Source organism: Sphaerisporangium sp. TRM90804, from assembly GCF_029846175.1.
Classification (GTDB): domain Bacteria; phylum Actinomycetota; class Actinomycetes; order Streptosporangiales; family Streptosporangiaceae; genus Sphaerisporangium.
In genome coordinates this window covers 81,084-93,825 of the sequence record NZ_JARWAC010000019.1, presented here as the reverse complement: position 1 = coordinate 93,825, position 12,742 = coordinate 81,084, and the positions used below count along the sequence as shown (strand labels likewise).

The following is a 12,742-nucleotide window of genomic DNA, read 5'->3' as shown; positions in this document are numbered from 1 at the left end:
GGCCACCCACTCCGGCCGCCCGTCCCGGCCATGCGTCCTGGACGTGCGTCTGGTCCACCCGTCTGGTCCACCCGGCTCGACCGCCCGTCCCGGCCGCGTGTCTCGACCACCCACTCCGACCACCCACTCCGACCACCCACTCCGACCGCGCGTCCCGACCGCGCGTCCCGACCGCGCGTCCCGACCGCGCGTCCCGACCGCGCGTCCCGACCGCGCGTCTCGGCCGCCCGTCCCGGCCACCCGCCTCGACCGTGTGTCTCGGTCGCCCGCCTCGGCGGCCCGTGCTGGTCACCTGCTTCGGCCGCCCGCCCCGGATCGCGCGCTCGGCGCCGCGGTCTCGGGACGCGCGTAATCTGAGGGGGTGGAGAGCGCACCCCGGGCGTCGGAGATCACGACTCCGGCTCAGTTGGCCGAGCTGCTCGACGCGCGGGCCTACCTGGCCGACCCGGGGCTGGCCACCGCGTGCTTCCTGGCGCTGAAGATGGGCCGCCCGCTGTTCCTGGAGGGCGAGGCCGGGGTCGGAAAGACCGAGCTGGCCAAGACCCTCGCCGCCGTGCTCGGCGCCCCGCTCATCCGCCTGCAGTGCTACGAGGGCCTCGACGCCGCCCAGGCCCTCTACGACTGGGACTTCCCCCGCCAGCTCCTGCACCTGAAGGCCGCCGAGGCCACCGGCGCCACCGACGCCGCGCGCCTGGAGGGCGAGCTGTACGACCGGCGCTTCCTCATCGCCCGCCCGCTGCTGAAGGCACTGGAGACCCGGCCCAGCGTGCTGCTGGTCGACGAGGTCGACCGTGCCGACGACGAGTTCGAGGCGTTCCTGCTGGAGGTGCTGTCCGACTTCACCATCTCCATCCCCGAGCTCGGCACGATCAGCGCCCCGACGCCCCCGGTGGTGGTCGTCACCTCCAACCGCACCCGCGACGTCCACGACGCCCTCAAGCGCCGCTGCCTCTACCACTGGCTGGAGCACCCGCCGTTCGACCGCGAGGTCGCGATCCTGCTGCGCCGCCTGCCCGCCTGCACGGAGGCCTTGGCGACCCAGGTCGCGCGCGCCGCCGGGCGCCTGCGCGACGCGGGCCTGGTCAAGCCGCCCGGCGTCGCCGAGACCCTCGACTGGGCCGAGGCCCTGCTCACGCTCGGCGCCCGCGACCTCGACCCCGATCTGGCCGCGACCACCCTGGGCGCGGTGCTCAAATACCGGGAGGACCAGGAGGCCGTCCTCCAGAACGGCCTGCTGCGCCATGGCTGACGGCACGACCCCGCACGCCATCCCGCCGAACGGCGCCCCCGCGGCCCCGCCCGCCCGCGGCCACGGCGCGCCGCCGCCCTCCGGCGCCGGCCCCCGCCCCGCCGCTGGGGCGGAAGGCCGGGCGGCCGAGGGGGAGGCGGCGGTCGCGGCGACCATGACCGGGTTCGCCCGCACGCTGCGCGCGGCGGGGGTGGCGGCCGACCACGAGCGCACGCGCAACCTGCTGCTCGCCCTGCGCCACGTCGACGCCGCCGACCCCGGCCAGGTCTACTGGGCCGGGCGCCTGACCCTCTGCGCCGGCCCCGACGACCTGCCGCGCTACGACCGCTGCTTCGCCGCCTACTTCGGCGGCGAGCGCCCCCGCCCGTCCCGGCGCGCGCCGACGACGATCACGATCACCCGGCACACCGTCTCCCCGGACTCCGCCGAGGGCCGCGACGACGATTCCGGCGAGGCCGTGCCCGCCACCGCCACCCGCGCCGAGGTGCTGCGGCACCGCGACGTCGCCCGCCTGACCGCCGCCGAGCGCGCCGAGGTCAACCGCATGCTCGCCCTGCTGCGCGCCCGCCGCGAGCAGCGGCGCTCCCGCCGGTACGTCCCCGCGCGCGCCGGCCGGCTCGACGTCCGCCGCACCACCAGGGAGACCCTGCGCAGGGGCGGCGAGACCGCCCGCCTGTACCGCCGGGCCCGCCGCGAGCGCCCGCGCCGCGTCGTGCTGATCGTCGACGTCAGCGGCTCCATGGCCGCCTACGCCGACACCCTCCTGCGCTTCGCCCACGCGCTGGTGCGCCGCGAGCCGCGCGCCACCGAGGTCTTCAGCGCGGGCACCCGGCTCACCCGCGTCACCGCCGAGCTGCGCCACCGCGACCCCGACACCGCCATGCGCCTGGTGTCGGCGGCCGTCCCCGACTGGAGCGGCGGCACCCGGCTCGGCGACGAGCTCAAGGCGTTCCTCGACCGGCGCTCCGGCGCGCGCGGCGCCGTCGTCGTCATCGCCTCCGACGGCTGGGAGCGCGGCGACCCCGCCCTGCTCGGGCGGCAGATGGCCCGGCTGTCGCGGCTCGCCCGCCGGGTGGTGTGGGTCAACCCCCACAAGGGCCGCGACGGCTATCAGCCGCTGACCGGCGGCATGCGCGCCGCCCTGCCCCATGTCGACTCCTTCGTGGCGGGGCACAGCCTCGCGGCCTTCGAGGAACTCGCGGAAAGGCTCGCCCATGCGTGACGTGCTCTCGCAGATCGTCCGGTGGTGGGAGGCCGGCGAGCGGTTCGGCCTGGCCACCGTCGTCGACACCTTCCGCAGCGCGCCGAGGCCGCCCGGGGCGTCCATGGCGGTGCTGGAGGAGGAGGCCGTCGGCAGCGTGTCCGGCGGCTGCGTGGAGGGCGCGGTGTACGAGCTGGCGCGCGAGGTCGTCAAGGAGGACCGCGCGGTGCTCCAGAGGTACGGGGTCAGCGACGACGACGCGTTCTCGGTCGGCCTCACCTGCGGCGGCATCATCGACATCCTGGTCGAGCCGGTGTCGCGCGAGAGCTTCCCCGAGCTGGGCGAGATCGCCGCCTCGGTGCGGCGGCAGGAGCCGGTGGCCGTCGCGACGATCATGTCGGGGCCCGGGCGCACGGGCGCGCGCAGGGTCGTCTGGCCCGATCGCACCTCCGGGTCGCTCGGCGCGGCCCGGCTCGACGCCGCCGTGGACGACGACGTGCGCGGCATGCTGGCCCAGGGCCTCACCGGCGTGCGCCGGTACGGGCCCCGGGGGGAGCGCCGCCTGGACGACCTGGCGGTGTTCGTCCACTCCTTCGCCCCGCCGCCGCGCATGCTGGTCTTCGGCGCGATCGACTTCGCCGCCGCCGTCGCGCGCGTCGGCAAGTTCCTCGGCTACCACGTCGTGGTCTGCGACGCCCGCCCGGTGTTCGCAACGCCCAAGCGGTTCCCCGACGCCGACGAGGTGGTCGTCAAGTGGCCGCACGACTACCTGTCCACGGTCCACGTCGACGAGCGCACGGTCATCTGCGTGCTCACCCACGACCCCAAGTTCGACGTTCCGCTGCTGGAGGTGGCGCTGCGCACCGACGCTCAGTACGTCGGCGCCATGGGCTCGCGCCGCACCCACGAGGACCGGCTGGCGCGGCTGCGCGAGGCCGGCGTGACCGAGGAGCAGATCGCCCGGCTGCGCTCGCCCATCGGCCTCGACCTCGGCGCGCGGACCCCGGAGGAGACGGCGGTGTCCATCGCGGCCGAGCTCATCCGCCTGCGCTGGGGCGGCTCGGGCCGGTCGCTGACCGACACCCGGGGCCGCATCCACGGCGAGGCCGGGGAAGAGGCCCCGTGAGCGCGCCGGCGCCCGGGTACGCCGGGCTGCTGCTCGCGGCCGGCGCGGGCGCGCGGCTGGGAACGCCGAAGGCGGCGGTGGAGCTCGGCGGCGAGCCGCTGGCCGCGCGCGGGGTGCGCCTGCTCCGCGAGGGCGGCTGTCACCCGGTCGTGGTCGTGCTCGGCGCGGTGACCGTCGAGGTCCACGGCGCGGTGGTGGTGCGCAACCCCGACTGGGCGACCGGCATGGGCTCCTCCCTGCGCGCCGGGCTGGACGCCCTGCCCCTGTCGGCGCACGCCGTCGTCGTCGCCCTGGTCGACCAGCCGCTGATCACCGCCGAGGCCGTGCGGCGGCTGGTCGCCGCGCGCGAGGCCGGCGCGGCGGTGGCCGTGGCCACCTACGGCGGCGCCCCGCGCAACCCCGTGCTCATCGGCAGGGAGCACTTCGGCGAGGTCGGCAGGCTGGCGGCCGGGGACGTCGGGGCGCGGCCGTTCCTGCGGGCCCACCCCGAGCTGGTCACCGGCGTGCCCTGCGACGATGTCGGCGACCCCGCCGACATCGACACCCCCGGCGACCTCGCCCGCGCCCGAGCGGCGGCCGGGCACCCGCGGGTTGGCCAGGGCCCGGCCGCTCGGTAGCCTTTTCCTCGCACGCACCGGAACAAAATTCGGTCGGCTTCGGGAAGGACGCGGGATGCGCATCGGCATGGCTCTCAACTACGCCGGCACGGGCTTCAAGGACACCGTGGCGGAGCTGGCCGACTACGAGAAGGTCGGGCTGGAGATCGTCTTCGTCGCCGAGGCCTACGGCTTCGACGCGGTCAGCCAGATGGGCTACATCGCCGCGCGCACCGAGCGGCTGCAGATCGCCTCGGGCATCCTGCCGATCTATTCGCGCACCCCCACCCTGCTCGCCATGACGGCCGCCGGCATGGACTTCGTCTCCGACGGCCGCTTCGTGCTCGGCCTCGGCGCCTCCGGCCCCCAGGTGATCGAGGGCTGGCACGGCGTGCCGTACTCCGCGCCGCTGGCCCGCACCCGCGAGGTGATCGAGATCTGCCGCAAGGTGTGGCGCCGGGAGCGGGTGACCCACCAGGGCGCCCACTACAACCTGCCGCTGCCGGCCGGTCAGGGCACGGGCCTGGGCAAGCCGCTCAAGATGATCAACAAGCTGGTGCGCCCGCGCATCCCCATCGTCGTGGCGGCGATCGGCCCCAAGAACGTCGAGCTGACCGCCGAGCTGGCCGAGGGCTGGGAGCCGATCTTCTACGTGCCCGAGAAGGCGGCCGAGGTCTGGGGCCCCTCGCTGGCGGCCGGCAAGGCCAAGCGGGCGCAGGAGCTGGGCGAACTGGACGTCATCGCCCAGGCCTTCCTGGCGATCGGCGACGACGTCGCGGGCATCCTGGAGCTGGGCCGGCCGATGGCGGCGCTGTACATCGGCGGCATGGGCGCCCGGGGCAGGAACTTCTACAACGACCTCGCCCGCCGCTACGGCTACGAGAAGGAGGCCGAGCGGATCCAGGACCTGTACCTGGAGGGCAGGAAGGACGAGGCCGCCGCCCTGGTGCCCGCGGAGCTGCTGGAGAAGATGTCGCTGGTCGGGCCCGAGAGCTTCGTCCGCGAGCGGCTCGCCGCGATGCGCGAGTCGGGCGTCACGACGGTCAACGTCACCCCGGTCGCCGCCACGCACGAGGAGCGCGTCAAGCTCGTCGAGAAGGTCAGAGACCTGGCGTCCTGACCCCCGCGGCCCCGGGGCCCGGCCGGCGCTTCGCACCGGCCGGGAAGCGGGATCCCGACGCCGTCGCCGGCCGGATACGCCGAGCATGCCGGGCGGGTCGGGCGGGTCGGGCGGGTACGGCGGGTCGGGAGAATCGGGAAGGTCGCGGAGCCGGCCCTGCCCGGCGGGTACGCCGAGCATGCCGGGCGGCTCGGAGGTCGGGGGAGCCGGCGTCCCGGCCTTGCCCGGCGGGTGCGCCGAACGTGTCGTCAGGGAGCCGCCGTCAGGGAGCCGGGGTCCTGGCGCCGTCGGCGGGGCCGGCCAGGCAGGCGGTGAAGATGGCGGTGAGCCGCTCCTCCAGGAAGCCCGGGTCGGCCTCGCGCAGCGACTCCGGCCCGAGCACCCGGCGCAGCGACCCGCCGCCGAGGATGATCGAGGTCGCGAGCATCGCCCGCTCCCTGGCGTTCGGGCCGGGCAGGTGCCGGCGCAGCGGTTCCGTCAGGGCCGACTCCACCCGGTCGCGCAGCACCGCCCTGATCTCGGGGCTGGTGCCGGCGCGGTCGATCACCCGCACGATGGGGTCGGAGGCGCCCGCGCTCAGCCGGTGGGCCATGTGCGCCGCCAGCCGCCGCGGCAGCCCCTCGGGGTCGCCCTCGATCACCGACCGCATCGCCGACTCGCCGACCAGGACGTGCGCGAACAGCCGCGCCTTCGACTCGAAGTACCGGTTGATCAGAGCGACGTTGGCGCCTGCCTCGGACGCGATCATCCGGACGGTCACCCGCTCGTAGCCGTGCTCGGCGAACAGGGTGCGGGCGGCGGCCAGGATGCGGCCGCTCGTGGCCTCGCGATCTCGTACCTGCGTCGACTCGCCGGACACCTGGCCACTCCCCTTTCCGCCTATATGCGCACTGTAGTTGTTTGACATGTAAACGGGCGTCTACTACAAATGCGAGGAAGGTCGGAAGATCGGGGAGGCCGCTGGTGACGGTGCGGGGCGCCCTGCCACCGGCACGCGACGAGGACGCCGTCCGTCGCGCCTACTCCCACCGCGAGATCCTGAAGATCCTCTCCGGGCTGATGCTCGCCCTGCTGACCTCCATGATCTCCACCTCGGTGGTCGGCACCGCCCTGCCCACGATCGTCGGGGAGTTCGGCGCACAGGACCAGCTCTCCTGGGTCGCCGCGGCCACCCTGCTGACCATGACGGCGTCCACCCCGCTGTGGGGCCGGCTGTCCGACCTGTTCGGCCGCAAGCGCATGTTCCAGCTCGCCCTCTGGCTGTTCGTCGGGGCCTCCCTCGTCGCCGGGCTCTCGGCGAACATGGGCATGCTGATCGCCGCCCGCGCCGTGCAGGGCCTCGGCACCGGCGGCCTCGCGGCGCTGACGCAGGTCATCCTCGGCGACATCGTGCAGCCGAGGGAGCGCGGCCGCTACTCCGGCTACATCGGCGCCGTCTTCGGGGTGTCCACGGTCACCGGGCCGCTGCTCGGCGGCGTCCTGGTCGACACCCCCTGGCTGGGCTGGCGCTGGTGCTTCTACGTGTGCGTGCCGCTCGCGGTGGCCGCCTTCCTGGTCGTCCAGCGGGTGCTGCGGCTCGACCACCAGAAACGCGACGCGCGCGTCGACTGGTGGGGGGCGTTCACCGTCACCGGCGGAGCCTCCGCGCTGATGCTCCTGCTCTCCCTCGGCGGCCACCAGTTCGCGTGGAACTCCCCGTGGTCCTACGGACTCGGCGCCGTCGCGGCGCTGCTGTTCGTGCTGTCGGTCATGGCCGAGCGCCGCGCCGCCGACCCGATCCTGCCGCCCCGGCTGTTCGGCGACCGTACCTTCGTGGCGGCCGCCGCCGCGTCGCTGCTGGTCGGCGTCTCGATCTTCGGCGTCATGATCTACCTGCCGCAGTACCTCCAGATCGTCAAGGGCATGAGCCCGGCGGTGTCCGGCCTGATGACGCTGCCCCTGGTGCTCAGCCTGCTGGTCGCCTCGATCGGCGCGGGACGGGTCGTCACCCGCACCGGCAGGTGGAAGGCGTTCCCGGCCGCCGGCATGCTGCTCGTCGGGACCGGCATGGCCCTGCTGTCGCAGCTGCACGCCGACTCCGAGCGCTGGGTCATCGGCGCCGGGCTCGCCGTGCTGGGCCTCGGGCTCGGCATGAGCATGCAGATCCTGATCCTCGCCGCGCAGAACGCCGCGCCGCCCCGCGACATGGCGGTCACCACCTCCGGGGTCACCTTCTTCCGCAGCCTGGGCGGCGCCGTGGGCGTGGCCGCGCTCGGCGCCGTCCTGACCAACCGGGTGCGCGACGAGATGGCCCGCATGCTGGCCGCCGCGCACACCGCCGCGCCGCCGGGCGAGATCCCGCTCGGCACGCCCGAGGCCATCCACGCCCTGCCCCCGGAGCTGCGCCACATCGTCGTCCAGGCGTTCGCCGAGGCCATGCGGACCGTCTTCCTGGCCTGCGTCCCGGCGGCCGTGCTCGGCTTCCTCGCGGTGCTGTTCCTGCGCGAGCTGCCGCTGCGCTCCGCCAGGCCCGCGCCCGCCGCCGACGACCCCGCCTGACCGGGCGCGGCACGCCGTACAGTCGTGGCATGAGCGGAGTCCACCGATCCCGGCGCGCCCGCCTCGCGGCGCTGCTGGGCGAGCACGACGTCGACGCCATCCTGGTCACCCGGGGCGTCAACGTGCGATACCTGACCGGCCTGTCCAGCTCGAACGCCGCCGTCCTGGTGCGCGAGGACGGCTCGGCCGTGCTGGCGACCGACTTCCGCTACATCGAGACGGCCCGCGCCGCCTGCCCCGGCGTCGAGCTGGTCGAGCAGCGCGACGTCGCCGGCGCGCTGGCGGCGATGGCCGCGCGGCCGGGCATCGAGGCGCACGACATGTCCGTCGCCCGCTACATGGAGCTCGGCGGCGCCCTGACACCGCTCGACCGGCTCGTGGAGGGGCTGCGCGTGGTCAAGGACGAGGCCGAGATCGACGCGCTGCGCGTCGCCTGCGACCTGACCGACCGCGCCTTCGCCGACGTCGTCGCCACCCTCGCGCCCGGCATGACCGAGAGGCAGGTCGCCCGGGCGCTGGAGTCGCGCATGATGGAGCTCGGCGCCGAAGGGCTCGCCTTCGAGTCGATCGTGGCGAGCGGGCCCAACGGCTCGGTGCCGCACCACACGCCGTCCGACCGCCCGATCGAGCGCGGCGACCTGGTGACCATGGACTTCGGCGCCCGCCACGACGGCTACCACGCCGACATGACCCGCACGGTCGCCGTGGGCGCGGTGTCCGGGTGGCAGCGCGAGCTGTACGACCTGGTGCGCGAGGCGCAGCGGGCCGGGCGGCGTGCCCTGTCGCCCGGCGCCGGTCCCGGCGAGGTCGACGCCGCCGCGCGGGACCTCATCAGGGATGCCGGGCACGGCGAGCATTTCGGCCACGGCCTGGGGCACGGCGTCGGCCTGGAGATACACGAGGATCCGTTCCTGCGCCCCACGGGTGCCGGTAGACTTGACGATCGGGTTCCGATCACCGTCGAGCCGGGGGTGTACCTCCCCGGCAGGGGCGGCGTCCGGATCGAGGACACCCTCGTGACGCGAGCGGGCGGCCCGGAACTCCTCACCCGCACGACAAGAGAGCTGCTGGTCCTGTGAACACCGGACGGCGGCCAGCGAGCGCGACGACGACGACGCAGGAGAACACGAGTGGCGACGACCAATGACCTCAAGACCGGCCTGGTGCTCAAGCTCGAGGGTGGCGAGCTGTGGGCGGTGGTGGAGTTCCAGCACGTCAAGCCCGGCAAGGGGGGCGCGTTCGTCCGCACCAAGCTGAAGAACGTGCTGTCGGGGAAGGTCGTCGACAAGACCTTCAACGCCGGCGTCAAGGTCGAGGTGGCGAACGTCGACAGGCGCGAGATGCAGTACTCGTACATGGACGGCGAGGACTTCGTGTTCATGGACACCGAGACCTACGACATGCTGAACGTCCCCAGGAAGACCGTCGGAGACACCGCCAACTACCTGCTCGAGAACGGGCTGGCGACCGTCGCGGTCAACGAGGGCAACGTCCTGTACGTCGAGCTGCCCGCCGCCGTCGAGCTCACCATCTCCCAGACCGAGCCCGGCCTGCAGGGCGACCGCTCCACCGGCGGCACCAAGCCCGCCACCCTGGAGACCGGCGCCGAGGTCAAGGTGCCGCTCTTCATCACGACCGGCGAGAAGATCAAGGTCGACACCCGCACCGGCGAGTACCTCGGCCGGGCCTGACGGTGTCCGCTCGGGGAAAAGCACGCAGGCGAGCCCTGGACATCCTCTTCGAGGCCGAACTGCGCACCGAGTCACCGCGCGACGTCCTCGCTGAGCGGGTCGAGCGGGCCGAACCGCCCGTCAACGAGTACACCACGATGCTGGTCGAGGGCGTCGACCGTCACCGCACGCGCATCGACGAGCTGATCTCCACCTACTCCGAGGGCTGGACCCTCGACCGCATGCCCGCCGTCGACCGCAACCTCCTGCGCGCCGGCACCTACGAGCTGCTGTGGGTGGCCGACGTCCCGGAGGCCGTGGTCATCAGCGAGTGGGTCCACCTGGCCTCCGAGCTGTCCACCGACGAGTCCCCCCAGTTCGTCAACGGCCTCCTGGCCCGCTTCAAGCACCTGAAGCCCTCCCTGGCCCTCTGACCCCCCGCCCCAGGCGGACCCCGCACCGCCTCCGCCCCGAGCCCCCGCCCCACCCGTCCGCCACCCCGGGCGGAGCCCCCGCAACGGCTCCGCCGGGGTGGGGTCTGTGCCGGCTCCTCGGTACGCGGCAACGTGTCCGCCGCCCGCAACGGCTCGGCCGGGGTGCGTTCTGTTCCGGCTCGGTGGGCAGTGACCGCGATCACCGGCCTGCACCCTCCGGCGCCGCGGCGGTGGGACGTGGGGCGGTGATGCCGGCGCCGTCGACGGTGGACGGCCGTTCTCCGGGGTGCCTCGCCGGGGGCCGGGCGGCGGGTCGAGGGTGATCGGGTGTGCGGCGGCCTTTGCGCGTAGGCTGGGCTCGACCGACATCCCCCGAGGAGGCTGACGTTGCGCAGCGAAGGCGGGCCACGCCAGGCGGCCACTTCACCGGCGGTGCGCACCGCCGTGGTCTGGGACGCTCTCCGGTCGGCCCTGGCCGGCCAGACCTCCGCGACCGGGCGCGACCGGCTCGACATCGTGGACGCCGGAGGCGGCACCGGCGGGTTCGCCGTGCCGCTCGCCGAGCTGGGCCACACGGTGACCGTCGTGGACCCCAGCCCCGACTCGCTGGCCGCCCTCGAACGGCGCGCCGCCGACGCGGGGGTGGCCGTCAAGGGCCTCCAGGGCGACGCCGCCGACCTGCGCGACCTGCTGGAGCCCGGCAGCGCCGACCTCGTGCTGTGCCACAGCGTCCTGGAGTACGTCGAGGACCCCGCCGGCGCGCTCGCCGCCGTGGCCGGGCTGCTGAGGAAGGGCGGGGTGATCAGCGTGCTCGCCGCCAACCCCGTCGCCACGGCGATCCACCGCTCGCTGACCGGGCACTTCGACGAGGCCCGCCAGGCCCTGACCGACCCCGCGGGCCGGTGGGGTCAGCAGGATCCGACCCCCCGGCGGTTCAGCGGCGGCGCGCTCGCCGAACTGCTGTCCGGCGCCGGGTTCACCCCCGGCGAGGCCAGGGGCGTCCGCATCTTCGCCGACCTCATCCCCGGCCGCCTGCTCGACGGCGAACCGGGCGCCGCCCGCGCTCTGGTCGCCCTGGAACAGGCCGCCGCCGGCCACCCCGTCCTGCGTGACATCGCGACCCAGCTCCACGTCCTCGGCCACCGCTGACCCGGCTCCACAGGACGCCCCGGCCGTGCCGCCACCGTGTCCCCGGCGGCCCGGTCGCACGCCACCCGCTTCCACGGTCACCGGTGATCCTCTTCGGCGACGTCGCCGAAGAGGATCACCGTCACGCGTCTCCCGTCGCGCCGTTGTACGGCCTACGGGCGAGTGCGGCTTGCCGGAAGTGTCATAGCTTGTGGCGGGCTGTTCTCAGGGCTGCGCCGGGCCCTGGAGGCGAGGTGGGGAGCGGGCCGTGGAGGCGCCGGGGAGTGGTGGGCTCGGGGGTTCGCCGGAACTCGGGGCCCCCGTCCTCGCTGATAGAACGGATGTTCGGGGTAGGATCGGCTGGTGTCGCGAAAGCAGGTGCTGCGCTCGGAGCCGGGTCCTGGTGGCCGCCGGGCGCGGGCGCCGCTGGCCGATGACACCGGGTGCCCGATCCTGCACGTCGACATGGACGCCTTCTACGCGAGCGTCGAGCTTCTCGACCGGCCCGAGCTGAAGGGCACCCCCGTGATCATCGGCGCCGCGGGCGCCAGGGGAGTGGTGCTCAGCGCCACCTACGAGGCCCGCGGCTTCGGCGTCCACTCGGCGATGCCCATGACCCGCGCCCGCCGCCTGTGCCCGCAGGCCGTGGTCATCCCGCCCGACCACCGAAAGTACGCCGAGGTCTCCAAGGGCGTGATGGAGATCTTCCAGACCATCACCCCCGAGGTGGAGCCGATCGCCTCCGACGAGGCGTTCCTCGACGTCGGCGGCGCCCTGCGCCGGCTGGGCACCCCCGCCGAGATCGGCGCGCTCATCCGCGCCCAGGTCGCCGAGCGCCACGGCATCACCTGCTCGGTCGGCGTGGCCGGCAGCAAGTTCGTCGCCAAGCTCGCCTCCCGCGAGTGCAAGCCAGACGGCCTCCTGGTGATCCCGGCCGACGGGGTGGTGGAGTTCCTCCACCCGCTCCCCGTCGCCGCCCTGTGGGGCGTTGGGGAGCGTACAGAGCAGGCTCTGGTGCGGCTCGGCATCCGCACGGTGGGCGATCTGGCCCAGGTGCCCGTGCCGACCCTGCGCCGCGAGTTCGGGGCCGTGGGCGCGCACCTGGCCGCCCTCGCCTGGGGGCGCGACGAGCGGCGGGTAACCCCGCACGTCCCCGACAAGAGCATCGGCGCCGAGGAGACCTTCTCCCACGACGTGGACGACCCCGGAGAGATCCACCGCGAGCTGCTGCGGCTCTCGGAGCGGGTCGCCGCCAGGTTGCGCGGCGGCGGTCACGTCGGCCGCACCGTCAGCGTCAAGCTCCGCCGTTCCGACTTCACGACGATCACCCGATCGCGCACCCTGCGCGAGGCGACCGACGTCGCGAAGGAGATCTACGCCACAGCACGTGAACTTTACGGAGCCGCCGGGCTGGAGCGCGTGCGCCTCCGTCTGGTCGGCGTCAGGGTCGAGAACCTCCGTCCGGCCGGCTCCGCGACCCGCCAGCTTGGCCTGGGGGAACGGGAAACCGGCTGGCGGGAGGCCGAAAAGGCCATGGACAAGGCGGCCCGGAGGTTCGGCCCGGAAGCCGTCCGTCCGGCCTCGCTTGTTCGGCCTCCGTTTGATGGAATAGATCTATGACGTCACCCCCGGTTTGGTCTACGTTGGACGTTTTCTTTCGCCTACGTCTACAGCCTCGTA

General features: G+C 74.2%; 12 protein-coding genes. 11 read left to right on the top strand and 1 reads right to left on the bottom strand.

The features are described from left to right. Positions 1-361: 361 nt before the first annotated feature. Genes PYR91_RS24690 through PYR91_RS24670 form a run of 5 tightly spaced genes read left to right on the top strand, consistent with a single transcriptional unit; the run spans position 362 to position 5,292 of the window. Positions 362-1,249 carry a MoxR family ATPase gene (locus PYR91_RS24690; RefSeq protein ID WP_279783278.1) on the top strand — a complete coding sequence of 296 codons (888 nt, stop codon included), beginning with the start codon at positions 362-364 and terminating at the stop codon, positions 1,247-1,249. Beyond that, positions 1,242-2,471 (top strand): VWA domain-containing protein, encoded by a 1,230-nt coding sequence (locus tag PYR91_RS24685; protein WP_279783276.1) that lies wholly within the window; start codon positions 1,242-1,244, stop codon positions 2,469-2,471. Before PYR91_RS24690 ends, PYR91_RS24685 begins: the two co-directional genes overlap by 8 nt. Further along, on the top strand, positions 2,464-3,576 hold the full coding sequence (locus PYR91_RS24680) for an XdhC family protein (protein WP_279783274.1): 1,113 nt from the start codon (positions 2,464-2,466) through the stop codon (positions 3,574-3,576). Before PYR91_RS24685 ends, PYR91_RS24680 begins: the two co-directional genes overlap by 8 nt. Continuing rightward, positions 3,573-4,193: a nucleotidyltransferase family protein gene (locus PYR91_RS24675; RefSeq protein ID WP_279783272.1), complete on the top strand. Its 621-nt coding sequence runs from the start codon at positions 3,573-3,575 to the stop codon at positions 4,191-4,193. Before PYR91_RS24680 ends, PYR91_RS24675 begins: the two co-directional genes overlap by 4 nt. A 55-nt stretch (positions 4,194-4,248) precedes the next feature. Next, positions 4,249-5,292, top strand: a complete 1,044-nt coding sequence (locus tag PYR91_RS24670) for an LLM class F420-dependent oxidoreductase (RefSeq protein WP_279783271.1) — start codon at positions 4,249-4,251, stop codon at positions 5,290-5,292. A 262-nt stretch (positions 5,293-5,554) separates the two neighbouring features. On the opposite strand, the gene PYR91_RS24665 is transcribed toward PYR91_RS24670, so the two are convergent. Beyond that, entirely contained in the window at positions 5,555-6,151 is a 597-nt protein-coding gene (locus PYR91_RS24665; protein WP_279783269.1) for a TetR/AcrR family transcriptional regulator, read from the bottom strand. A 104-nt stretch (positions 6,152-6,255) separates the two neighbouring features. Here PYR91_RS24665 and PYR91_RS24660 point away from each other — a divergent pair, with 104 nt between their 5' ends. The 6 genes from PYR91_RS24660 to PYR91_RS24635 all read left to right on the top strand — a co-directional run bounded on the left by PYR91_RS24660 (position 6,256) and on the right by PYR91_RS24635 (position 12,682). Then, complete coding sequence (locus PYR91_RS24660; protein ID WP_279783267.1) at positions 6,256-7,830, top strand: MDR family MFS transporter; 1,575 nt, start codon at positions 6,256-6,258, stop codon at positions 7,828-7,830. Between the two features lie 29 nt (positions 7,831-7,859). Then, positions 7,860-8,909: a Xaa-Pro peptidase family protein gene (locus PYR91_RS24655; RefSeq protein ID WP_279783266.1), complete on the top strand. Its 1,050-nt coding sequence runs from the start codon at positions 7,860-7,862 to the stop codon at positions 8,907-8,909. Positions 8,910-8,960: 51 nt separating this feature from the next. Next, positions 8,961-9,521, top strand: a complete 561-nt coding sequence (gene efp / locus PYR91_RS24650; RefSeq protein WP_279783264.1) for an elongation factor P — start codon at positions 8,961-8,963, stop codon at positions 9,519-9,521. A 2-nt stretch (positions 9,522-9,523) separates the two neighbouring features. Beyond that, positions 9,524-9,934, top strand: coding sequence for a transcription antitermination factor NusB (nusB, locus tag PYR91_RS24645; RefSeq protein WP_279783262.1), 411 nt, complete (start codon positions 9,524-9,526; stop codon positions 9,932-9,934). 387 nt (positions 9,935-10,321) lie between these two features. Then, positions 10,322-11,083, top strand: coding sequence for a methyltransferase domain-containing protein (locus PYR91_RS24640; RefSeq protein WP_279783260.1), 762 nt, complete (start codon positions 10,322-10,324; stop codon positions 11,081-11,083). A 342-nt stretch (positions 11,084-11,425) separates the two neighbouring features. Then, a complete protein-coding gene (locus PYR91_RS24635) occupies positions 11,426-12,682 on the top strand; it encodes a DNA polymerase IV (protein ID WP_279783258.1) in 1,257 nt (418 codons plus the stop codon). Positions 12,683-12,742 lie beyond the last annotated feature (60 nt).